Consider the following 22378-nt stretch of genomic DNA (forward strand, 5'->3'; position numbering starts at 1 on the left):
GTCAGCGGAGGAAGTCGGGGAGGAACTCGTCCTCCTCCTCGTCCACCTGGGTGAGCGGCTGCACCGGTCCGGTGAGGTGGTCGGCGACGGGCGGGGCCGGGATCGGCCGGCGCTCGGCGGGGGCCTCGTGCGCGCTCGGAGCGCTGTGCGACGACTCGCGCAGGCCCATCTCGGTGCGCGCCGCGGAGCGGATGACGGAGTCGTCGTCCTTCGCGATCGGGCCGGCGCCGTCGAAGCCTGCGGCGATGACCGTCACGCGCACCTCGTCGCCGAGCGTGTCGTCGATGACCGTGCCGAAGATGATGTTCGCCTCTGGGTGCACGGCCTCCTGCACGAGCTTCGCCGCGTCGTAGGTCTCGTGGATGCCGAGGTTGCTGCCCGCCTGGATCGAGAGCAGCACGCCGTGCGCGCCGTCGATCTTCGCCTCGAGCAGCGGGCTCGCGACAGCGAGCTCGGCCGCCTTGATGGCGCGGTCGGCGCCGCGCGACGAGCCGATCCCCATGAGCGCGGAGCCCGCGCCCTGCATGACGGACTTCACGTCGGCGAAGTCGACGTTGATGAGGCCCGGCGTCGTGATGAGGTCGGTGATGCCCTGCACGCCCGCGAGCAGCACCTGGTCGGCGGTCTCGAAGGCCTCGACCATCGAGATGCCCATGTCGCTGATCTCGAGCAGGCGGTCGTTCGGCACGACGATGAGCGTGTCGACCTCGTTCTTGAGCGCCTCGACGCCCGCCTCGGCCTGCGCCTGGCGGCGGCGGCCCTCGAACGAGAACGGCTTCGTCACGACGCCGACGGTGAGCGCACCGAGGCTCTTCGCGATGCGAGCCACGACGGGCGCGCCGCCCGTGCCCGTGCCGCCGCCCTCGCCGGCGGTGACGAAGACCATGTCGGCACCCGCGAGCGCCTCCTCGATCTCCTCCGCGTGGTCCTCGGCGGCGCGGCGACCGACCTCGGGGTCGGCGCCCGCGCCGAGGCCCTTGGTGAGCTCGCGGCCGACGTCGAGCTTGACGTCGGCATCGCTGAGCAGCAGCGCCTGCGCGTCGGTGTTGATGGCGATGAACTCGACGCCGCGCAGGCCGAGGTCGATCATGCGGTTCACGGCGTTCACGCCGCCGCCGCCGACGCCGACCACCTTGATGACGGCGAGGTAGTTGTTGTTGGAAGTCACGGTCCCGGCCCCTCGATCGAACTCTCAACCTCTAGTTGAAGTTTAGAGAATTCCTCACTTCATGCTGACGACTCCGACGCTACGGGCGGCGGGCACGCTCGGTCGGGAGCGACTCGGTGTGTCGGCGCACGCCGCGACAAGAAAAAGAATCGTCAGATTCCGCGAGCGGTGGCGGCGGGGTCGCGGAAGCGCGAACCGCCGTCAGGAGCCGCTCACGACGGGCGTCTCGGGCGCGCTGACGTCGAGCACGAGCGCGAGTGAGGGATCCTGCGTCTCGAGCAGCGCGGCGAGCACGTCGGCCTTCAGCTGGCTCTCGTCGGTGCCGCCCCACAGCACCGTCTGGCCGCTGTGCAGGAAGAGCTGGATGTCGGACGGCGTCGGCGCCGCGATCGTCGCGGTCGCCTCGAGCACGTTCCGCGGCACCGAGACGAGCACGGTCGCGACCGCCTCGAACTCCTCGGTGCCCACCTCGACGCCGTCGAGCCGGGGCAGCGCCGCGGTCGACTCGTCGACGCCGCCGAGCACGACCCCGGCCGCGTCGATGACGGCCTCGCCGCTCTCGCCCGGCACGATCGCCGCGGGCTCGCGCTCGACGATCCGGACGATCACGGTCGAGGGCGGCACGATGTCGACGCGGAAGGACTCGATCTGCGGGATGGCCTGGAGCCGCTCCGCGACCCCTTCCTCGGTGACGGTCGCGATCGGCTGGCCGATCGAGTCGGCGAGCGCTTGCTGCACCGCGGCCGCGCCGAGCCGTTCGGTGCCCTCGACCCGCACCTCGCGCACCGACATGAGCGGCGACCAGACGAGCCCGACGAGCACCGCGAGGGCGATCGCGAGCCCGCCGACGGTCAGCAGCGCGGTGCGCAGCTGGCGGCGGCGCGCGGCCGTGAAGCGCCGCACCTCCGCGCGCTCCCGGCGCACGCGCGCGCGCTTCGCGGCGCGAGCCGCGCGAGCGGTCTCGCGCGCCTCGGTGCGCTCGGCGCGGCGCTGCTCGCGCTCCGCCTCGCGCCACGCACGGTCGACCCGCTGCGCGTGCGAGCCGCCCTCGTCGAGCGGCTCGACCGGTGCCGTCCCCGCGACCGCGCCGCCCGCATCCGCCCCCTCGCCCTCGTCGAGGTCGCCGTAGGCGCTCAGCGCCCACCGCCGCTGCGGCACCGACTCGGCGGCCTCGCGCTCGAACGCCTCGCGCCGGAGCGCCTCGCGCCGCGCGCGCACGAGCTCGGCGAGGTCCATCGTCCGCTCCCCCGCCTCCTCGGCTTCGGGTGCGGGCTCGGGCTCGACCGGCTCGAAGCCGTCGGGTCGCCTCACGCCTCGCCGCCCTCCTCGAGCGCCGAGAGCACCTGCGGGATGATGCGGTAGACGTCGCCGCACGAGAGCGTCACGATGATGTCGCCCTCGCGCGCGAGCGCGGCGGCGCGCTCGGCAGCGCGCTGCCAGTCGGGCAGGTAGTCGACGTCGGCCGGGTCGGCGAACCGCTCGGCGACGAGCGCGCCGGTGACGCCCGGGATGGGGTCCTCGCGCGCGCCGTAGACGTCGAGCACGACGGTGTGGTCGGCGACGCGCTCGTAGACGGCCGCGAAGTCGCCGGCCATGTCGCGCGTGCGGGTGTAGAGGTGGGGCTGGTGGATCGCGATGATGCGCCCGTCGCCGATGACGCTGCGCGCCGCGGTGAGCGCGGCGTCGACCTCGGCGGGGTGGTGCGCGTAGTCGTCGAAGACGCGCACGCCGCGGCGCTCGCCGTGCAGCTCGAATCGGCGGCCGGTGCCACGGAAGGCGGCGAGCGCGCGCGCAGCCTCGGCCGGGGCGATGCCGAGCGCGACGAGGGTCGCGAGGGCGCCCGCCGCGTTGACGGCGTTGTGCCGGCCGGGCACGCCGGCGGAGAGCTCCAAGCGGCTGCCGGCGACCTCGACGGTGCACTCGGCGCTCTCGCCGAGGCGGACGTCGAGGATGCGCACGTCGGCGCCCTCGGCCTCGCCGAACGTCACGACGCGGTCGTGCGAGATGGCTTCGCGCACGCGGCGCGCGCCCGGGTCGTCGATCGAGATGACGACGGCCTCGCTCGCGCGGTTCGCGAAGCCGGCGAACGCGGCGTCGAACGCCTCGGGGGTGCCGTAGTGGTCGAGGTGGTCGGTGTCGACGTTCGTGATGAGCGCGACCGCGACGTCGTAGAGCAGGAAGGAGCCGTCCGACTCGTCGGCCTCGAGCACGAAGACGTCGGAGTCGCCGTGGCCGCTCGAGACGCCGAGCCCGGCGATGATGCCGCCGTTGACGAAGCCCGCCTCGATGCCGAGGCCGTGGAGCCCGACGACGAGCATGCCGGTCGTCGTCGTCTTGCCGTGGGCGCCGGCGACCGCGACGACGCGCTTCCCGCGCGCGAGCACGTGCAGGGCCTGCGAGCGGTGGAGCACGGGGATGCCTGCCTCGCGCGCCGCGACGAGCTCGGGGTTGTCGGGCCAGAGCGCGCTCGTGACCACCACCGCATCCGCCCGGTGCTCCCCGTCGACGGGGAGGTTCGCCGCGTCGTGGCCGATCGCGACGCTCGCGCCGCGCTCGCGCAGCCGGTCGACGGTCGCCGAGCCCGAGCGGTCGGAGCCCGAGACGGCGATGCCGCCGTCGAGCATCATGTGCGCGATGCCCGACATGCCGGAGCCGCCGATGCCGATGAAGTGCACGCGCTCGATCGACGCGGGGATCGGCTGGGTCAGGTCTGGTTCGATCACGGCTGCCTCCTCGTGGCGGCGGCCCGCTCGATGAGATCGCACATCCGGTCGCTGCCGTCGCTCGCGCCGGCTCCCGCGGAGGCGGAGGCCATCGCCGCGAGGCGATCGACGTCCCGCAGCAGCGGCACGAGCCGTGCGCGCACCCATTCTGCCGTGAAGTCGGCGTCGGCGACGAGCTCGGCTCCCCCGGCCGCCACCTGGTCGGCCGCGTTGAGGCCCTGCTCGCCGTTGCCGTAGGGCAGCGGCACGTAGATCGCGGGCAGCCCGACGGCCATGAGCTCGGAGACCGTGAGGCTCCCGGCGCGGCAGACGACGAGGTCGGCGGCGGCGAGGGCGAGGTGCATGCGGTCGAGGTACTCGATCGCGACGTAGTGCGGCACGGTCGCGGGCTCGAAGTCGGTCTGCCGACCGCCCGAGAGGTGCAGGATCTGCCAGCCGGCGTCGACGATGTCGCCCGCGGCCGCCACGATCGCGCGGTTGATCGAGCGGGCGCCCTGCGAGCCGCCGGTGACGAGGAGCGTCGGCCGGTCGGCGTCGAGGCCGAGCTCGGCGCGCGCCTCGGCGCGGAGGCCAGCGCGGTCGAGCGCGGTGATCTCGGGGCGCAGCGGCATGCCGACGAGCTCGCCCGGCAGCCTCGTCGAGCGGTAGGAGATGCCGACGAACTCGGTCCAGCGGGCGCCGAGCAGGTTGGCCATGCCGGGCTTGGCGTTGGCCTCGTGGATGACGATCGGCACGCGCTCGAGCCGCGCGGCGCGGTAGGCGGGCGCCGACGCGTAGCCGCCGAAGCCGACGACGACCTCGATGCGCCGCTCGCGGATGAGCGCGCGCACCTCGGCGACCGCGCGCCGCCAGCGACCCGGGAACCGCAGCGCGGCCAGGTCTGGGCGGCGCGGGAAGGGCAGCTTCTCGATCGTGGCGAGCTCGAGGCCCGCGCGCGGCACGAGTTCGCGCTCGAGCCCCTCGCGCGTGCCGAGCACGACGAGCTCGGCGCCCGGATGCCGCTCGCGGAGCCGCTGCGCCGTCGCGAGCAGGGGGTTCACGTGGCCGGCGGTGCCGCCGCCGGCGAGCAGGACGCGCATCGTCAGTCCCGCGCCTCGAGGAGCGAGCCGCGCACGGTCGGGTTGTCGACCCGCTCGAGCGAGAGCACGATGCCGACGATGAGCAGCGCGGCGATGAGCTGCGAGCCGCCGGAGGAGATGAACGGCAGCGGCACGCCGAGCACGGGCAGGAGGCCGAGCACGACGCCGATGTTGACGATCGCCTGCCCGACGAGCCACACCATCGCGGCGCCCGTGACGACGCGCGTGATCTGCAGCGAGGCGTGACGCACGATGCGCAGCATGGTCCAGGCGAGGAGCGCGAAGAGCGCGAGCACGACCGCGGCGCCGAGCAGCCCGAGCTCCTCCCCGATGATCGCGAAGATGTAGTCGTTGTCGGCCTCGGGCAGCCACGACCACTTCGCGCGCGAGTTGCCGAGCCCGACGCCGAAGAGGCCGCCCGCAGAGAGCGCCCACGTGCCGTGCAGCTGCTGCCAGCAGCCGGAGTAGTAGTCGGCGTCGGTGCAGCCCTGGATGAAGGCGGTCACGCGGCGCACGCGCGACGGGCTCGAGAGCACGACCGGGACGGCGAGCAGGCCGAGCCCGACGGCGGGCAGCACGAGGTGCCACCACCGCACGCCCGCGAACCACAGCGCGCCGAACGAGAGCAGCGCCATGATGACGACGGTGCCCAGGTCGCTGCCGAGGAGGACGAGGCCGATCGAGAGGCCCGCGACGGGGCCTGCCGGGATCCACGCTTGCCAGAAGCCGTGGATGCGCGACTGCTTGCGCGTCATGATCATCGCGAGCCAGACGCACAGCGCGACCTTCACGAACTCCGACGGCTGCAGCGAGAAGCCGCCGACGCCGATCCAGTTGCGGTTGCCGTTCGCGCCGAAGCCGAGCGGCGTGAAGACGAGCACCTGCAGTGCGATGCCGAGCATGATGCCGAGCCACGCGAGGCGCTGCCACGTCGTGGCCGGCATGCGGGCCGCGAGCAGCATGAGCACGATGCCCACGGCGGCGAACGCCGCTTGCTTCGCGAAGTCGGTGAAGAACGAGCCGCCCGCGACGTAGGCCTCGACCGACGACGACGAGAGCACCATGATGAGGCCGAAGGCGACGAGGAAGAGCGTCGTGCCCGAGAGCAGGGCCGCGTTGAGGGTCGGCGCGCCGAAGACGGCGCGCACGCGCACGAGCGCGCGTCGGCCCATGCGGGCCGCTCGGGCGTCAGCCGCCGGGACGGGAGCCGTCGTGGTCGCCACGAGCCCCCCTCTCCCGCACCGCGTCGGCGAACCGGTCGCCGCGCTCCGCGTAGTCGTCGAACTGGTCCATGGATGCCGCCGCCGGGGCCAGCAGGACCGTCGCGCCTGGCTCGGCGAGCGACGCGGCAGCCTCGACGGCGAGCCGCATCACCGATCCAGTCTCGGTCGTGTCGACCTCGACGACCGGGATGCCGGGCGCGTGTCGCGCGAACGCCTCGACGACGGGCGCACGGTCGACGCCGATCACGACGGCGGCGGCGACGCGGCGCGCGTGCTTCGCGACGAGCGGCGCGACGTCGGCGCCCTTGAAGAGCCCGCCGACGATCCAGACGACGCGGTCGAAGGCGCTGAGCGAGCCCTCGGCCGCGTGCGGGTTGGTCGCCTTCGAGTCGTCGACGAAGCGCACGCCGTCGACGATCGCGACGAGCTCGGTGCGGTGGCGGTCGAGGCGGAACGAGCGGATGGCGCCCCGCACGTGCGCGGGATCGGCGCCGAACGCGCGCGCGAGCGCCGCGGCAGCGAGCACGTTGCGCGCCATGTGGGGCGAGCGGAGCCCCGCGGGCTCGAGGTCGTCGAGGTGCGCGAGCTCGAGCGCGCTCGAGCGGTGCTCCTCGAGGAAGGCGCGGTCGACGAGCACGCCGTCGACGATCCCGAGGTCGCTCGGGCCCGGCACGCCGAGCGAGAAGCCGATCGCGCGGCAGCCCTCGACGACGTCCGCGTCCTCGACGAGCCGCATGGTCGCGTCGTCCTCGACGTTGTAGACCGCGGCGACCCGCGCGTTGCCGTAGGCCTTCCCCTTCGCCGCGCGGTACGCATCCGCCGATCCGTGCCAGTCGAGGTGGTCGTCGTCGATGTTGAGGCACGCGGCGGAGTGCGGCCAGAGCGCGCCGGGGCCGTCGACGGGGAGGCTGTGGAGCTGGAAGCTCGAGAGCTCGACGACGAGCGCGTCGAAGCCCTCGGGGTCGCGCACGGCGTCGAGCACGGGCGTGCCGATGTTGCCGACCGGCGCGACGCGCTTGCCCGCCTCGCGGAGCATGTGCGCGGTGAGCTGGGTCGTCGTGGTCTTGCCGTTCGTGCCGGTGATGATGATCCACTCCGCGGCGCGCACCTTGTCGCGCACGCGCCACGCGAGCTCGATGTCGCCCCAGACGGGGATGCCGTGCTCGGCGGCCGCGGTCAGCCACGGGTGGTCGGGGCGCAGCCCTGGCGACGAGATCACGAGCTCCGCCTCCGACAGCGCCGCCGGCGACTCGTCGCGGCCGGCCTCGACGATCGGCACGCCGAGCACGCCGAGGATGGTCCGCCGCTCGTCGTCGACGCGCTCGGCGATCGCGGTCACGTCGGCGCCGAGCTCGGCGAGCGTGTCGACCGCCGCGAAGCCCGTCACGCCGAGCCCGAGCACCGCGACGCGGAGGCCCTTCCAGTCGGCGTGCCACGAGGTGAGCTCGTCGAGCCGGCTCACGGCGTCGCCACCTGCCACTGGAAGTAGAACAGGCCGACGCCCGCCGCGACGCAGAGCCCCGCGATGATCCAGAAGCGCACGACGACCGTGATCTCGGCCCAGCCCTTGAGCTCGAAGTGGTGGTGCAGCGGGCTCATGAGGAAGATGCGCTTGCCGCGCGTGATCTTGAAGTAGGCGCGCTGCACGATGACGGAGCCGGTCGTGATGATCGGCAGGCCCGCGATGAGCAGCAGCAGCAGGTGGGTGTCGGTCATGACCGCGAGGCCGGCGAGCGCGCCGCCGAGGGCGAGCGAGCCGACGTCGCCCATGAACACCTGCGCGGGGCTCGTGTTCCACCACAGGAAGCCGATGAGCGCGGCGGCGATCGTCGCCGCGAGCGTCGCGACGTCGAGCGGCTGCGCCACGTCGTAGCAGCGGAAGAGATCCTCCTCCGCCGCGCCGGGCGTGAAGCACGACTGGTTGAACTGCCAGAAGGCGATGAACGCGTAGCCGATCATCGAGATGATCATCGAGCCGGTCGCGAGGCCGTCGAGCCCGTCGGTCACGTTGACGGCGTTCGCCGCCGAGACGTTGATGAGGGTGATCCACAGCACGAAGACGATGACGCCGACGGCGCCCCACGGCGCGAGGTCGAGCCACGGGATGTCGCGGACGCCCGAGATCACGGGGTCGACGATGGGCCTCCCGCTCGGGCCGACGGGCACGGTGACGGCGAGCACCCCGAACGCGACCGAGACGACGAGCTGGCCGAGCACCTTCGCCCATCCGCCGAGGCCGAGCGAGCGCTGGTTCGAGATCTTCAGGAAGTCGTCGACGAAGCCGACGACGCCCATCCCGACGATGAGCAGCAGCACGAGCAGCGCGGGCACCGTCGGCGGGTCCTGCCCGAGCAGCTTGCCGCCGAAGTAGCCCGCGAGGATCGCGACGATGAAGATGAGGCCGCCCATCGTGGGCGTGCCGCGCTTCGTGTGGTGCGACTGCGGGCCGTCGTCGCGGATGAACTGGCCCCAGCCGATGCGCGCGAAGCCGCGGATGAACAGCGGCGTCGCGAGCAGCGAGACGAGCAGGGCGATGCCGGCGGAGGCGATGAGCACGAGCACCTAGCGGCCCCCGATCCGGTCGCCGAGGTCCTTGAGGTCCGCGGAGAGCGACGACTTGACGAGCACGACATCGCCGGGCTCGAGGCTCGATCGCAGCAGCGCCTCGGCCTCCTCTGCGGTCTCGACCCACGCGGTGTCCTGGCCGAACGACGACTCGAGCTCGGCCGCGTCGTGGATCGCCTTCGCGGCGCTCCCGACGACGACGAGCCGGTCGATGCGCACGCGCACCGCGAGCCGGCCGATGCGGTCGTGCTCCTCGGTCGAGAGCGCGCCGAGCTCGCCCATCTCGCCGAGCACGGCGATCGAGCGGCGCTGCGCCCCGCGCGTCATGTGCGCGAGCGAGCGGATCGCGGCGGCCATCGAGTCGGGGCTCGCGTTGTAGGCGTCGTTGATGACCGTGATGCCACCGCCGGGCTCGAGCAGCTCCATGCGCCAGCGCTCCGCGCGCTCGAGGCTCCCGAGCGCCCGGACGGCGCGCTCGAGGTCGAGGCCGAGCGCGTCGGCGACGGTGAGCGCAGCGAGCGCGTTCATGACGTGGTGCTCACCGAGGATGCGCAGGCGCAGCGGCCACGACTCGTCGCCGCGATGGATGGTCGCGATCGTGCCCTCGAGCGTCGAATCGACGTCGTCGGCCCACAGGGTCGTCGGCTCGTCGGCGGGGCCGGGCGAAGTGCCGAACCACGCGATGCGGGCGCGCGTCGACCGCGCCATCCCCGCGACGCGCTCGTCGTCGCGGTTGAGCACGGCGACGTGGTGGGAGCCGAGGTCCTGCACCATCTCGGTCTTCGCCCGCGTCGTCGCCTCGACGCCGCCGAACTCGCCCGCGTGGGCGAGCCCTACCTTGAGCACGACCCCGACATCCGGATGCGACATGGCCGTCAGGCGGGCGATGTCGCCCTCGTGGCTCGCACCCATCTCGAGCACGAGGTACCGCGTCGACTCGTCGATGCGCAGCATCGTCATCGGGGCGCCGACCTCGTTGTTGAACGACTTGATGGGGCTCACGGTGGGCCCGTGCTGCTCGAGGATCGCCTGCAGCATGTTCTTCGTCGTCGTCTTGCCGTTCGAGCCGGTGACGCCGATGACGGTGAGCTCGCCCGCCTCGCGCACGCGCCGGATGACGTCGGCGGCGAGCGCGCCGAGCGCGACGACGCCGGAGTCGACCACGATGTGCGGCACGGCCTGCTCGAGCGGGCGCTCGGCGATGACGAGCGCGGCGCCCGCGGCGACGGCCGCGTCGACGAAGCGGTGGCCGTCGGTCGACTCGCCCGGCATCGCGACGAAGACGCCGCCTGGCGCGACGAGGCGCGAGTCGGTCTCGACCGAGGCCGTCACGAGCACGTCGTCGCCGTGGAGCGCTCCCCCGACGGCATCCGCGATCTCGCGGGCACGCATCCGGAGCATCAGCGCACGTCCCGCGCCGGGCGCTCGCCGCGCTCCTCGGTGGGCCAGCCGGCCTCCTCGAGCGCGCGGCGCGCCTCGGCGCGCGCGTCGAACGGCTCGCGCACCCCCGCGACGTCGCGGTAGTCGGCGTCGCCGGGGCCCGCCCACAGCACGGTGTCGCCGGGGCCGGCGAGGCGCAGCGCCTCGCGGATCGCCGCCTCCTCGGGCGACGACTCGATGACGGGCTTGCCGCCCGCTGCCGCGCGAGCGCCGCCCAGCACCTGGGCGCGGATGCTCGCGGCGTCCTCGGTGCGCGGGTTGAAGTCGGTGACCACGACGGCGTCGGCGAGCTCGGCGGCGATGCGCCCCATGTCGGCTCGCTTCGTCGCGTCGCGGTCGCCGTCGGCGCCGAACAGCATGACGAGGCGCCCCTCGGTCACGCGCCGGAGCGCCTCGAGGGTCTGCGCGAAGGCGTCGGGGCTGTGACCGTAGTCGAGGAAGACCGAGGGGCCCTCCTCGCCCGAGACGCGCTCGATGCGACCGGGGAGCGTCGGGCGCATCCCGCGGTCGATGACCTCGGCGATCGCGTCCATCTCGAAGCCGTCCTCGACGAGCATGAGGATCGCGATCGCCGCGTCGATCGCCATGTGGCGGCCGATGAAGGGGATCTGCACCTCGACGGCGCCGCCGTCGATGCCCGTGAGCGTGAACGAGGTGGAGGAGGGGGTCTCCTCCCAGATGTCGACGTGCCAGTCGGCGTCGACGCCCGGCTCGCTCGTGACGGTCGTGACGGGGATGCGGCTGCGCTCGGCGATGCGGCGGCCCCACTCCGTGTCGACGCACACGACCCCGCGCTCGGCGCGATCGGGGGTGAAGAGCTCGGCCTTCACGTCGAAGTACGCGTCCATCGAGCCGTAGTCGTCGAGGTGGTCGTGGCTGAGGTTCGTGAAGGCGACGACGTCGAAGACGACGCCGTCGATGCGGTGCCGCTCGATCGCCTGCGCGCTCACCTCGAGCACGGCGGCGCGGACGCCGGCCTCGCGCATGCGCGCGAGCAGGGCGTGCAGCTCGCTCGCCTCCGGGGTCGTGAGCTTCGACGTCACGACGAGGTCGCCGACGTGCCGCTCGGCGGTCGTCGACAGGCCCGTGACGAAGCCGAGGTCGGCGAGCAGGCCCTCGAGCATGAAGGAGGTCGACGTCTTGCCGTTCGTGCCGGTGATGCCGAAGAGCCGCGGGCGGTCCTCGCCCGTGCGGTAGACCCAGGCCGAGATCTCGCCGAGCGCGGCGCGGGGGTCGTCGAGCACGATGACGGGGGCGCCGGTCTCGAGCATCGCGGCGCCGGCCGGGTCGGTGACGACCGCGACCGCGCCCTGCTCGAGCGCCGCGGCGGCGAACTCGGCGCCGTGACGCCGAGCGCCGGGCAGCGCCGCGAAGAGGTCGCCGGGCTCGACGTCGCTCGAGTCGAGCGTGACGCCCGTGACCTCGATGCCGTCGAGATCGGCCTCGACCGTCAGCTCGAACGCCGCGACGAGACCGGTGAGCGGCCTGGGGGTCGGGTGCTCGGGCCGCAGGATCCTCGGTGCGACGGGTCCCACGGACATCCTCTCCTCGTCCAACGCTGCTCTCATGGCTGATCGGCGGTCCACTCGAGCGGGATCTCCGGCTGCTGGGTCGTGCTGGGCGGGATGTCGAAGTGGCGGATCAACAGGTTCACCATATCGTGGAAGGCTGGGATGGCCCCGCCGCTCGTGCGGATCGTCTGGGGGCTGTCGTACATCGTGAGCACGACGAACTGCGGGTCGTCGACGGGGAACACGCCCGCGACCGAGATCATCATGCGGTTGGGGTCGTAGCCCGATCCGTCCTCGTACGCCATCTGCGCCGTGCCGGTCTTCGCGGCGATGCGGTACCCCTCGATCGGGAAGGTGTCGTAGCCGTAGTCGGTCACAACGTTCTCGAGCACCTCGAGCGTCTGGCGCGCGGTCGTGTCGCTCACGACCCGCTCCCCCTCGCCCACCTCGGGCGCGGTGACCTCGCCCTCGGCGTCGGTGCAGCCGGCGATGAGCCGCGCTGGCAGGTGCACGCCGCCGTTCGCGAGCGCCTGGTAGGCCGACGCGAGCTGGATGGGGGTTGCAGCGATGCCCTGGCCGAAGAGCACGTTGAGCTGCGTCTGCGCGTCGAGGTTCACGGGGTTGCGCAGCGCCACCGGCTGCTCGCCGGCGAAGTCGACCGCGCTCGTCTCGCCGAAGCCGAAGCGGTCGAGGTAGTCGTAGTAGTCGGCGGTCGCCATCGGCTCCGCGAGGCGCACCATGCCCGAGTTCGACGAGTTGACGAGGATGCCCGCGGCCGTCCACTGCTTGACCTCGTGCGAGACGGCGTCGCGCACGCGCACGCCGGGCGCCGTGTACGTCCACGGCACGCTCAGCTCGTCGCGCGGCGTGATGATGCCGAGGTCGAGCATGGCCGCGAACGAGAACGCCTTGAAGATCGAGCCCGGCTCGTACGCCGCGGTGAACGCGCGCGAGCCGCGGTCACGGGAATCGGATGCCGTGGGGTCGTTCGGGTCGACGGTCGATGACTCGGCGACCGCGACGATCGAGCCGTCGGTGCGCATGACGATGCTCGTGCCGCTGCGCGCGCGCAGCTGCGACGTGTACTGCTGCGTGAGCTGCTGCATCTGGAACTGCACGTCGGTGTCGATCGTGAGCTGCACGGAGCCACCGTCGACGGCGGGCCTGGTCGTCATGGAGCCCGGGATGGGCGTCCCGTCGGCGCCGCGGTCGAACACCCGCGAGCCAGACTCCGCCCGGAGGCACTCCTGCTCGGAGCGCTCGACGCCCGCGAGCGGCTCGTCTGCGCCCATGAAGCCGACGAGGTTGCCCGCGACCGAGCCAGCGGGGTAGACGCGCTGGGGATTGAGGCGGAGGTAGACGTAGGGCAGGCCGAGGTCGCGCACCGCCTCGAACTGCGAGACGTCGAGTCCGCCGACGAGCAGCAGGTAGTCGGAGTCGGGGTCGCGCTCGAGCTCTGCGAGGATCTTCGCCTGCAGGTCGACGGGGTCCTGGCCCGTGATGGCGCCGATCTGGACGAGTGCGTCGCCGACGGTGAGCGTCGCGTCGACGCGGTCGATGCCGGGCTGCAGGTCGCGCGTGTAGCGCGGCGAGATCGTGAGGTCCCACCGGTCGACGCTCTCGGCGAGCACCGTGCCGTTCGCGTCGACGATGGGCCCGCGCGTGCCGAAGATCGTCTGCGTCACCCCGCGGCGCCCATCCGCCTCGGCGTTGAGCGCCTCGGCGCGCACGAGCTGGATGTCGGCGAGCCGCACGACGAAGACAGCGAGCAGCGCGAACGTGAGGATGGCGACCAGGACGGTCCGCAGCCGATCGCTGCTGCGCTTCGCGCTCGCGGCCACGCTCACCTGCGCTTCCTGCTCGGCGGCCGAGCATCCATGTCGACGTGCACGGTATCGGCGTCGGGGCGCGCGGCCGTGCCGCCACGCCCTCGCCGGCTCACTCCTGCCCGGGAGCCGGCAGCAGCGTGCCGGGCGCGACGGTGGTCGGCGCGACCGCCGTCGGCTCGACGTCCTGCGCGGCGGCGGGCGCGGCCGCGGCGATCGCCGGGGCGCTCTCGCCTGCGGGCAGCAGCATGCCCGGGTAGGGCTCGATCGTTGCGGCCTGCACCTGGGCGACGGACGCGGCGACCTGCGGCTGGGCGGTCAGGAGGGAGTTGGGCACGTACATGCCGAAGCCGTCGACGGCCGGCACCTGCATGTGGAGCGCGTCGGGGCCGCCCGCGGTCGAGGTCGTCGCGAGCGTGAGGAACTGCGAGGGCTGGCCTGCGAGCATGCCGAGCTCGGCGCCCGCGACCGCGACGTGCTGCGGCGAGCTCAGCACCGCGAGCTCCTCGGCGACGCTCTGCTCGGCGCGCGCGAGGCTCGTCGACTCGGCCTGCAGCGCGCTCATGCGGTAGGCGCCCTCGCTGATGACGACCGAGAGGCCGAGCTGCGCGCACACGATGCCGGCGAGGCCCGCGAGGGCGATGACGCCGTGCACGAGGCGCGGCGTGCGCCGGGGCGCGACGCGCGGCGACGGCAGCGCCCGCAGGTGCCGCTCGGCGGGCGCCTCGGGCGCGGACACCGGCTGTGCGTGCAGGTCGAAGACGCTCAGGCTGGTCATGGCTGCTCCCTGGGGGTCGGGGCGTCGGTCGAGTCGTTCGATGCGGGCCGGATGCGTTCGGCCGCGCGCAGGCGGACGGGTGCGGATCGGGGGTTGCGGGCGCGCTCGGCCTCGTCGGCGAGCTCGGCGCCGCGCACGAGCAGTCGCAGATGGGGCGCGTGCTCGGGCAGCTCGACGGGCAGGTCGCGCGGCGCGGTCGAGCTCGACGCCGCCTGCAGGGCGCGCTTGACGACGCGGTCCTCGAGCGACTGGTAGGCGAGCACGACGAGCCTGCCGCCGACGCCGAGCGCGTCGATCGCGGCGGGCATCGTGCGCTCGAGGATCGCGAGCTCCTGGTTGACCTCGATGCGCAGCGCCTGGAAGACGCGCTTCGCGGGGTGGCCCTGGTTCGCGAGCGCGCGCGGCGTCGCCGCCTGCAGGATGTCGACGAGCCGCGCGGAGGTCTCGATCGGCGCCTCGGCGCGCGCGGCGACGATCGCCCGCGCGTAGCGGTCGGCGAGCTTCTCGTCGCCGTAGACGCGGAAGAGCCGCGCGAGCTCTCGGTCGCTGCGCTCGGCGAGGATCGTCGCGGCCGTCACATCGCCCGACTGGCCCATGCGCATGTCGAGCGGCGCGTCCTTCGCGTAGGCGAAGCCCCGCTCGGCGTCGTCGAGCTGCAGGCTCGAGACGCCGAGGTCGAGCAGGATGCCGTCGGCGCGCGCGGCGCCGGCGGCCTCGAGCGCGAGGTCGATGCGGTCGTACGTGGTCTGCACGGGCACGAAGCGGTCACCGAAGGGCGCGAGCCGCTCCCCCGCGAGCCGGATGGCGTCGGGGTCGCGGTCGATGCCGGCGACGCGGAGCGACGGGTGCGCCGCGAGCATCGCCTCGGTGTGGCCACCCATGCCGAGCGTGCCGTCGATGACGAGCGGCGCGCGGCCCGCGGACTCGGCGCGCTCGATCGCGGGCGCGAGCAGCTCGAGCGTGCGCGCGAGCATGACGGGGATGTGGAGGTCGGATGCGTCCATGGGCTTCGGGCGGTCCGACCCGGCCCCTGATCCCCATCCGTGCGACGCGCCACCGGGGAAGGTGCGGCGCGGCGACCGGCTGAGGGTCACGGGTCGGGTCAGAAGATGCCGGGGATCACCTCCTCGGTCGTCGCAGCGAAGTCGGCCTCCTTGGCCGCGTAGTAGGCGTTCCACGCCTCGGTGTCCCAGATCTCCGCGCGGGAGCCCGCGCCGATCACGGTGAGGTCGCGGCCGAGGCCCGCGTAGTCGCGGAGGTTCGCGGGGATCGTCACGCGGTGCTGGCTGTCGGGCTGCTCGCTCGAGGCGCCGGAGAGGAAGAGCCGCAGGAAGTCGCGCGCACCGGCCGAGGTGAGCGGCGCCTGCCGGATCTGGTCGTGCACGCGCTCGAACTCGCGCATCGAGAAGACGTAGATGCACCGCTCCTGGCCGCGCGTGAGCACGAGCCCGCCCTCGAGCTCCTGGCGGAAGCGGGCGGGGAGGATCACGCGGCCCTTGTCGTCGAGCTTGGGCGTGTGCGTGCCGAGGAACACGGTGCCCCCTCTCGTCCGGCCTGCGAGCAGCTGGTGCGCCGGGTCGCCCCGACTTCCTCCACTCTACTCCACAGACCGCCACTGCAGCCTAGGAATGCTCTGCATTCGCCCGCGTGTTGCGCAGGATTCTGCGGCAGAAGGCGGTGGAGGGGTTCGACGCTGAATCGGGTCGGATGCGCCGTACGACGGGGCGTCGGAGTGACTTGCGGGCGCGAAAAAGGGACCGACTCGGGTGAGTCGGTCCCTGGGGGAGGAACGTGGAGGGGTGCGTGTCCGGAGCTGGATCGGGCTGCGCCGGGGTCAGCAGGTCTCGATACGCGCGCGGCGATGCCGCGCGCCACTCGACCCTGAGCCCTCCGCGCTCACCGTGAAGGTGAGCGCTGCGGGCTCAGCGGTTGCGGTCGTCCCACTCCTCGGCGAGGCGGTCCATCAGGCTCGTCGACTGCTTCGTCGCGGCGGGCCCCTCGCCCATCGCGCCGGAGCGCGGCACCTCGTCGCCCGTCGCGGGGCGCGATGCCGAGAGCGCCCACAGCGCGCCGAGCACCGCGACGCCGAAGCCGGCGACGCCGATGAAGGCGAGCTTCATGAGCACGCCGACGACGATGAGGACGAGGCCGGCGACGACGCCGAGGACGCCGACGGCCACCTTCGTGTAGTCGACCGTGCGAGGCCCGCTCGTCGTCGCGACGATGTCCGCCTCGTGCTTGTAGAGATTGCGCTCCATCTCGTCGAGCAATCGCTGCTCGTGCTCGGAGAGGCCCATCTCGCACCCCCCTTCGTCCGACCGGTGCGGAGCGCCAGTCTACGCATCACTCCTGTCAATAGCATGTGGGTTGTGTCCGCACAGCAGCGATTCGCCCGAGCAGTCGAGGGCTCGATCCACCAGTACCTCGACGCGCGCGAGCGCGCCCTCGCCACGATCTCCCCCGATGCGGAGGTGCTCGTGCGCCACGTGCGCGAGATGGTCTCGGGCGGCAAGCGGGTGCGGAGCGCCTTCGTGCTGTGGGGCTGGCACGCCGTCACGGCGGCGCGCCCCGGCGCGACGCACGCGGCCGGCACCGAGCGCGACCCGGCGTGGGACGACGTCGTCGGCGTCGCGACCGCGATGGAGCTCTTCCACGCCGCCGCGCTCGTCCACGACGACATCATCGACGCATCCGACACCCGTCGTGGACGGCCCGCGATGCACCGCGCGCTCGAGGCGATGCACCGCGAGGGCGAGTGGGTGGGCGATGCCGCCTCGTGGGGCACGAGCGCCGCGATCCTCGTCGGCGACCTGCTGCTCAACTGGGCCGACGACCGCATGGTCGAGGCGTGCCGCGGCTCGGCGCACGGCGAGCGCGTGCACGACGCCTACCGGCGCATGCGCGAGGAGGTCACGTTCGGCCAGTACCTCGACGTGCTCGAGGAGGCCGCGTGGATCCGGCAGGATCCGGATGCGCTGCTCGACCGCGCGCACACGGTCGCGATCTTCAAGTCGGCCAAGTACTCGGTCGAGGCGCCCCTCGCGCTCGGCGCGCTGCTCGCAGGCGGCGATGACGCGCAGCTCGATGCGCTCGCGGGCTACGGGCTGCCGCTCGGCGTCGCGTTCCAGATGCGCGACGACCTGCTGGGCGTGTTCGGCGACCCCGCGGTCACCGGCAAGCCGGCGGGCGACGACCTGCGCGAGGGCAAGCGCACGGTGCTCATCGAGATCGCTCGGCAGCGGCTCGCGCCCGGCATCCGCACGATGCTCGACGAGCTGCTCGGCGACCGCGAGCTCGACGAGCGGCAGGTCGCGATCCTGCAGGACGCGATCGCGCGCTCCGAGGCGCCCGCGCGCCTCGAGTCGCTCATCGACCGCGCGGTCGGCGAGGCGCTCGAGTCGCTCCACGAGGGCGAGCTCTCACGGGCGGCGATGCTCGAGCTCGAGCGGCTCGCCGACACGGTCGCCAAGCGCGACCGCTGAGCCTCAGCCGAGCAGCTGCGCCGCTCGGCGCACCGCGGCCTTCGCGCCGCCCCGCATCGCCTCGACGGGCGGCACGCCGAGCGAGTCGTCCTCGGCGAGCAGCCAGTCGATCGCCTCGTCCTCGGTGAAGCCCTGGTCGAGCAGCACGAGCAGCGTGCCGCGCAGCTCAGGCAGCGGCTCGCCGTCCTGCACGCACAGCGCCGGCACCTGCAGCGGGCCGTTGCGCCGCGTCGCGGGCAGGCGATGCTCCTCGATGAGGCGATGGATGCGCCCCACGGGCTGGCCGAGCAGTGTCACGAGGTCGGGCACGGAGAGCCATGCGGTGTCTTGCGTCACGCCCCCATCTTGGCATCGCTCGCTCAGCGGCGTGGGTCACGGCGAGCGCGTCGCGGCCGCCTATCCTCGCTTCGTGCCCGTCGACCCCCGCGATCCCGTCATCGGACGGATGATCGACCGTCGCTACGAAGTGGGCGAGCGCATCGCGCGCGGCGGCATGGCGAGCGTGTACGAGGGCGTCGACCTGCGGCTCGACCGGAAGGTCGCCGTGAAGGTCATGCACCCGCACCTGAGCGACGACGAGGACTTCCGGGAGCGCTTCATCCAGGAGGCGAAGGCGGCGGCCCGCCTCGCGCATCCGAACGTCGTCAACACCTACGACCAGGGCGAGGAGGGCGAGCTCGCGTGGCTCGTGATGGAGCTCGTGCCCTCGATCACGCTGCGCGACCTGCTCGCCGAGCGCGGCCGCATCACGCCCGAGCAGTCGCTCGACGTGCTCGAGGCGATCCTCGCGGGGCTCTCGGCCGCGCACCGCGCCGGCATCGTGCACCGCGACCTCAAGCCCGAGAACATCCTGCTCGCCCACGACGGGCGCATCAAGATCGGCGACTTCGGCCTCGCGCGCGCTGCGACCGCCAACACCGCGACCGGCAAGGCGCTGCTCGGCACGATCGCCTACCTCTCCCCCGAGCTCGTCACGCGCGGCGTCGCCGATGCCCGCAGCGACATCTACGCGGTGGGGATCATGCTCTTCGAGATGCTCACCGGCAAGCAGCCGTTCACGGGCGACGAACCGATGCAGATCGCGTTCCAGCACGCGAACGAGCAGGTGCCGCTGCCTTCGACCGAGGCGCCCGGCGTGCCCGAGCAGCTCGACTCGCTCGTGCACTGGGCGACGCAGCGCGACCCCAACCTGCGGCCCGCCGACGCGAGCGAGATGCTCGCCGAGGTGCTCGCGATCCGCGAGCGGGGCCTCGACGCGCGCACGGCGCTCCTCCCCTCGCTCTCCCAGGACGACCGCTCGACGACCGTCATCGAGCGGCCCAAGCCGCAGCGCCGCATCGCCGCCGCGCCGGAGGTCGTGCACGACTCCGGCGACGGGGTCGCCGCGGGCGCGCTCGCGCGGCGCGCGACCGTGCGGCGCAGGCGCGGGATGCTGTGGCTCGCGGTCGTCGTCATCGGCGCGTTGGTCGCTGCCGGCGTCGGCTGGTGGTTCAACCTCGGGCCGGGCGGCCGATCGACGGTGCCGGAGGTCTCGGGCGAGGCCGCGGACGCCGCGATCGCCCTGCTCGCCGAGCACGGCATCGAGGTGTCCGAGACCGTCGCCGAGCCCGACTACGACATGCAGGCTGGCCTCGCGCTCCGCACCGATCCGGATGCGGGCACCGAGCTCGCGAACGGCGAGAGCGTGCGGCTCATCGTCTCCTCAGGCCGGCGGAGCCTCGCGGTGCCCGCGCTCGCGGGCATGCCGCTCGAGGAGGCGCGCACCGCGATCGAGGCGGCGGAGTTCACCATCGCCGAGGGCGATCCCGACCTCGTGTTCGACCAGGCGCCGGCCGACACCGTGCTCGCCGCGTTCGCGCCTGATGGCACCGATCTCGCGGAGCTCGAGTCGCTCGAGGAGCTCTCCCCCATCGCGCTGCGCGTCTCGCTCGGCCCGATCCCCGCGGCGGCCGGCCAGAGCGCGGCCGAGGCGTCCGCGGCGCTCGAGCGAGCGGGGCTCCGCGCCGACTTCTCCGAGGAGCACTCGCTCGACGTGCCGACGGGGCAGCTCATCTCCGTCGCGATCCCGAGTGACGGGCCCGTGCGCCGCGGCGCGACGATCGGCGGCGTCGTCTCGCTCGGACCCCGCATGATCGAGGTCCCCGACGTCGTGGGCGACCCCATCCCCGAGGCCGTGCAGGCCATCCGCGATGCGGGCCTCGTGCCCGACCTCCGCACGAACGTGCCGTCGCCGCTGCAGGCGCTCGCCGCGATCCTCTCGCAGGACCCGGGCGCGCCCGGGCCGGTCGTCGAGGGCTCGACGATCGTCATCGACGCCACCTACTGAGCGGCGCCGTCTGGCTCGGTCAGCTCGCGGCGCGCTCCCGCAGGCGACCCGCGTCGCGCAGCTCCTCGGCGACGAGGAACGCGAGCTCGAGCGACTGCATGTGGTTGAGGCGCGGGTCGCACAGCGACTCGTAGCGCGACTCGAGGCCCAGCTCGTCGATGTCCTCCGAGCCGCCGAGGCACTCGGTGACGTCGTCGCCCGTGAGCTCGACGTGGATGCCGCCCGGGAACGTGCCGACCGCGCGGTGCGCCGCGAAGAAGCCGCGCACCTCGTCGACGACGTCGTCGAAGCGCCGTGACTTGTAGCCGTTCTGCGTCGTGATGCCGTTGCCGTGCATCGGGTCGGTGACCCACAGCGGCGTCGACTCGAGCGACTTCGAGGCCTCGAGCAGCGGCGGCAGCGCGTCGCGGATGCGGCCGGCTCCCATGCGCGTGATGAACGTCAGGCGGCCAGGCTCGCGGTGCGGGTCGAGCTTGTCGACGAGCGCCTCCATGTCGGCGGGCGTCGTGGTTGGCCCGAGCTTCACGCCGATGGGGTTGCGGACGCGCGAGAAGAAGTCGACGTGCGCGCCATCGATCTCGCGCGTGCGCTCCCCGATCCACTGGAAGTGGCTCGACGTGTTGTAGGCGAGGCCCGTGCGCGAGTCGATGCGCGTGAGCGGCCGCTCGTAGTCCATGAGCAGGCCCTCGTGGCCGGTGAAGAACTCGACGCCCTTGAGCTCATCGAAGTTCGCGCCCGCGGCCTCCATGAAGCGCACGGCGCGGTCGATCTCGGCGGCGAGCGCCTCGTAGCGCGCGAAGAGCGGGTTCTCGGCGAAGCCCTTGTTCCAGGAGTGCACCTGCCGCAGGTCGGCGAAGCCACCCTGCGTGAAGGCGCGCACGAGGTTGAGCGTCGACGCGGCCATGTGGTAGCCGCGCAGGATGCGCTCGGGGTCGGCCGTGCGGGAGCCGAGCGTGAAGTCGTAGCCGTTGACGATGTCGCCGCGATACGCCGGCAGCGTCTCGTCGCCGCGCGTCTCGTGGTCGTTCGAGCGCGGCTTGGCGAACTGCCCCGCCATGCGGCCCATCTTGATCACCGGCATCGCAGCGCCGTAGGTGAGCACGACCGCCATCTGCAGGATCGTCTTGACGCGGTTGCGGATGTTGTCGGCGGTCGCGCCTGCGAAGGTCTCGGCGCAGTCGCCGCCCTGCAGGAGGAACGCGCGACCCTCGGCCGCGGCAGCGAGCCGATCCCGGAGCATGTCGACCTCGCCCGCGAACACGAGCGGCGGCGCGGCGCGCAGCTCGCGGCGCACGCGCTCGAGCTCGGCCTCGTCGGGCCATTGCGGCTGCTGCTTGATCGGCAGCGCCCGATACGCGTCGAGGCCCTGCTCGATGGAGCGGCGCTCGTCGGAATGCGGGATCGCGATCGTGTCAGTCATGTGCCTCTGCCTCACGTGGGCGCCGAGTGCGCCACCTGTCGAGTCTACCGAGGCGCGGGGTCGGTCACCGGCGTCGCGACGGGCGCCCGCCGCTCGGCGTCGATGCGCGACTTGACGCTCGAGGCGTACATGTCGACGTACTCCTGGTCGGAGATGCGGTTGAGGGTCACCATGATCTCGTCGGTGATCGAGCGCAGCACGAAGCGGTCGCCCTCGAGGTTGTAGTAGCGCGAGAAGTCGAGCGGCTCGCCGAAGACGATGCCGATGCGGCCCACGCGCGGCAGCCGCCGGCCGATCGGCATGATCTTCTCGGTGTCGACCATGACGCACGGGATGACCGGCACGCGCGCGTCGAGCACCATGCGGGCGACGCCGGTGCGGCCGCGGTAGAGCTTGCCGTCGGGGCTGCGCGTGCCCTCGGGGTAGATGCCGATGAGCTGCCCGTCCTGCAGCTTCTGCAGCGCGGCGCTGAGGCTCTGCGAGCTCTTCTCGCCGCCCGAGCGGTCCATCGGCAGCTGCCCGACGCCGAGGAAGAACCAGCGGATGAGCCGACCCTTGAGCCCCGTGCCGTTGAAGTAGTCCGACTTCGCGAGGAAGTACACGCGCCGGTCGAGCACGAGCGGCATGAGGAACGAGTCGATGACCGAGAGGTGGTTGCCGGCGATGATGGCGCCACCCGACGCCGGCACGTTCTCGAGTCCGGAGACCCAGGGCCGGAACACCCGCGTCATGAACGGGCCGACGACCCAGTGCCGCATCAGCCAGTAGAACATCGCACCTCCAGGACGCGAGCCTAGGGCAGGCCGCGCGGCCACAGGGACATGCGCGCCGCGTCCC

The 22378-nt window shown here is 73.0% G+C and carries 19 protein-coding genes; 2 read left to right on the forward strand and 17 right to left on the reverse strand.

Annotated features, from left to right (window positions below):
* Position 1: 1 nt before the first annotated feature.
* The 14 genes from ftsZ to ACP7BI_RS12420 all read right to left on the reverse strand — a co-directional run bounded on the left by ftsZ (position 2) and on the right by ACP7BI_RS12420 (position 16610).
* Complete coding sequence (gene ftsZ, locus ACP7BI_RS12355; protein ID WP_425846751.1) at positions 2-1168, reverse strand: cell division protein FtsZ; 1167 nt, start codon at positions 1166-1168, stop codon at positions 2-4.
* 201 nt (positions 1169-1369) lie between these two features.
* Positions 1370-2479 (reverse strand): FtsQ-type POTRA domain-containing protein, encoded by a 1110-nt coding sequence (locus ACP7BI_RS12360; protein WP_425846752.1) that lies wholly within the window; start codon positions 2477-2479, stop codon positions 1370-1372.
* Complete coding sequence (gene murC / locus ACP7BI_RS12365) at positions 2476-3891, reverse strand: UDP-N-acetylmuramate--L-alanine ligase (RefSeq protein ID WP_425846755.1); 1416 nt, start codon at positions 3889-3891, stop codon at positions 2476-2478. The genes ACP7BI_RS12360 and murC overlap by 4 nt, the downstream gene beginning before the upstream one ends.
* The gene (locus ACP7BI_RS12370) at positions 3888-4970 is read right to left on the reverse strand and encodes a UDP-N-acetylglucosamine--N-acetylmuramyl-(pentapeptide) pyrophosphoryl-undecaprenol N-acetylglucosamine transferase (RefSeq protein ID WP_425846756.1); all 1083 of its coding nucleotides are present in this window, start codon (positions 4968-4970) and stop codon (positions 3888-3890) included. Before ACP7BI_RS12370 ends, murC begins: the two co-directional genes overlap by 4 nt.
* Positions 4971-4972: 2 nt before the next feature.
* Positions 4973-6193, reverse strand: a complete 1221-nt coding sequence (gene ftsW / locus ACP7BI_RS12375; protein WP_425846758.1) for a putative lipid II flippase FtsW — start codon at positions 6191-6193, stop codon at positions 4973-4975.
* Entirely contained in the window at positions 6159-7655 is a 1497-nt protein-coding gene (gene murD, locus ACP7BI_RS12380; protein ID WP_425846760.1) for a UDP-N-acetylmuramoyl-L-alanine--D-glutamate ligase, read from the reverse strand. The genes ftsW and murD overlap by 35 nt, the downstream gene beginning before the upstream one ends.
* Complete coding sequence (gene mraY, locus ACP7BI_RS12385) at positions 7652-8755, reverse strand: phospho-N-acetylmuramoyl-pentapeptide-transferase (RefSeq protein WP_425846762.1); 1104 nt, start codon at positions 8753-8755, stop codon at positions 7652-7654. Before mraY ends, murD begins: the two co-directional genes overlap by 4 nt.
* The gene (locus ACP7BI_RS12390) at positions 8756-10159 is read right to left on the reverse strand and encodes a UDP-N-acetylmuramoyl-tripeptide--D-alanyl-D-alanine ligase (RefSeq protein ID WP_425846764.1); all 1404 of its coding nucleotides are present in this window, start codon (positions 10157-10159) and stop codon (positions 8756-8758) included. It lies immediately after the preceding gene.
* Positions 10159-11733, reverse strand: coding sequence for a Mur ligase family protein (locus tag ACP7BI_RS12395; protein ID WP_425846766.1), 1575 nt, complete (start codon positions 11731-11733; stop codon positions 10159-10161). Before ACP7BI_RS12395 ends, ACP7BI_RS12390 begins: the two co-directional genes overlap by 1 nt.
* Positions 11734-11762: 29 nt before the next feature.
* Positions 11763-13556, reverse strand: a complete 1794-nt coding sequence (locus ACP7BI_RS12400) for a peptidoglycan D,D-transpeptidase FtsI family protein (protein WP_425846769.1) — start codon at positions 13554-13556, stop codon at positions 11763-11765.
* Between the two features lie 91 nt (positions 13557-13647).
* Entirely contained in the window at positions 13648-14313 is a 666-nt protein-coding gene (locus ACP7BI_RS12405; RefSeq protein ID WP_425846772.1) for a hypothetical protein, read from the reverse strand.
* The gene (gene rsmH, locus ACP7BI_RS12410; protein ID WP_425846774.1) at positions 14310-15317 is read right to left on the reverse strand and encodes a 16S rRNA (cytosine(1402)-N(4))-methyltransferase RsmH; all 1008 of its coding nucleotides are present in this window, start codon (positions 15315-15317) and stop codon (positions 14310-14312) included. Before rsmH ends, ACP7BI_RS12405 begins: the two co-directional genes overlap by 4 nt.
* Positions 15318-15415: 98 nt before the next feature.
* On the reverse strand, positions 15416-15847 hold the full coding sequence (gene mraZ / locus ACP7BI_RS12415) for a division/cell wall cluster transcriptional repressor MraZ (protein ID WP_211449537.1): 432 nt from the start codon (positions 15845-15847) through the stop codon (positions 15416-15418).
* A 388-nt stretch (positions 15848-16235) separates the two neighbouring features.
* On the reverse strand, positions 16236-16610 hold the full coding sequence (locus ACP7BI_RS12420; protein ID WP_425846777.1) for a DUF3040 domain-containing protein: 375 nt from the start codon (positions 16608-16610) through the stop codon (positions 16236-16238).
* 63 nt (positions 16611-16673) lie between these two features.
* On the opposite strand from ACP7BI_RS12420, the gene ACP7BI_RS12425 reads away from it, so the two are divergent.
* A complete protein-coding gene (locus tag ACP7BI_RS12425) occupies positions 16674-17795 on the forward strand; it encodes a polyprenyl synthetase family protein (RefSeq protein WP_425846779.1) in 1122 nt (373 codons plus the stop codon).
* A 3-nt stretch (positions 17796-17798) separates the two neighbouring features.
* On the opposite strand, the gene ACP7BI_RS12430 is transcribed toward ACP7BI_RS12425, so the two are convergent.
* Positions 17799-18131 carry an Rv2175c family DNA-binding protein gene (locus tag ACP7BI_RS12430; RefSeq protein WP_026374152.1) on the reverse strand — a complete coding sequence of 111 codons (333 nt, stop codon included), beginning with the start codon at positions 18129-18131 and terminating at the stop codon, positions 17799-17801.
* 73 nt (positions 18132-18204) lie between these two features.
* On the opposite strand from ACP7BI_RS12430, the gene pknB reads away from it, so the two are divergent.
* A complete protein-coding gene (gene pknB, locus ACP7BI_RS12435) occupies positions 18205-20121 on the forward strand; it encodes a Stk1 family PASTA domain-containing Ser/Thr kinase (RefSeq protein ID WP_425846782.1) in 1917 nt (638 codons plus the stop codon).
* 19 nt (positions 20122-20140) lie between these two features.
* Here the strand turns inward: pknB and ACP7BI_RS12440 are convergent, their stop codons facing one another.
* Together ACP7BI_RS12440 and ACP7BI_RS12445 are read right to left on the reverse strand one after the other, a co-directional pair.
* On the reverse strand, positions 20141-21541 hold the full coding sequence (locus tag ACP7BI_RS12440; protein ID WP_425846785.1) for a class II 3-deoxy-7-phosphoheptulonate synthase: 1401 nt from the start codon (positions 21539-21541) through the stop codon (positions 20141-20143).
* Positions 21542-21585: 44 nt separating this feature from the next.
* Positions 21586-22314 (reverse strand): lysophospholipid acyltransferase family protein, encoded by a 729-nt coding sequence (locus ACP7BI_RS12445; protein WP_425846786.1) that lies wholly within the window; start codon positions 22312-22314, stop codon positions 21586-21588.
* Positions 22315-22378: the final 64 nt, after the last annotated feature.

Source organism: Agrococcus sp. TSP3-2-1 (genome assembly GCF_049897585.1).
In the GTDB taxonomy this organism is placed as follows: Bacteria; Actinomycetota; Actinomycetes; order Actinomycetales; family Microbacteriaceae; genus Agrococcus.

Bases quoted from the DNA above. Each gene is read 5' to 3' on its own strand.
- ACP7BI_RS12425 (WP_425846779.1), top strand. From the start codon at position 16,674: ATGTGGGTTGTGTCCGCACAGCAGCGATTCGCCCGAGCAGTCGAGGGC.
- rsmH (WP_425846774.1), bottom strand. From the start codon at position 15,317: ATGGACGCATCCGACCTCCACATCCCCGTCATGCTCGCGCGCACGCTC.
- ACP7BI_RS12445 (WP_425846786.1), bottom strand. From the start codon at position 22,314: ATGTTCTACTGGCTGATGCGGCACTGGGTCGTCGGCCCGTTCATGACG.
- ACP7BI_RS12420 (WP_425846777.1), bottom strand. From the start codon at position 16,610: ATGGGCCTCTCCGAGCACGAGCAGCGATTGCTCGACGAGATGGAGCGC.
- ACP7BI_RS12440 (WP_425846785.1), bottom strand. From the start codon at position 21,541: ATGACTGACACGATCGCGATCCCGCATTCCGACGAGCGCCGCTCCATC.
- ACP7BI_RS12390 (WP_425846764.1), bottom strand. From the start codon at position 10,159: ATGCTCCGGATGCGTGCCCGCGAGATCGCGGATGCCGTCGGGGGAGCG.
- ACP7BI_RS12405 (WP_425846772.1), bottom strand. From the start codon at position 14,313: ATGACCAGCCTGAGCGTCTTCGACCTGCACGCACAGCCGGTGTCCGCG.
- ACP7BI_RS12370 (WP_425846756.1), bottom strand. From the start codon at position 4,970: ATGCGCGTCCTGCTCGCCGGCGGCGGCACCGCCGGCCACGTGAACCCC.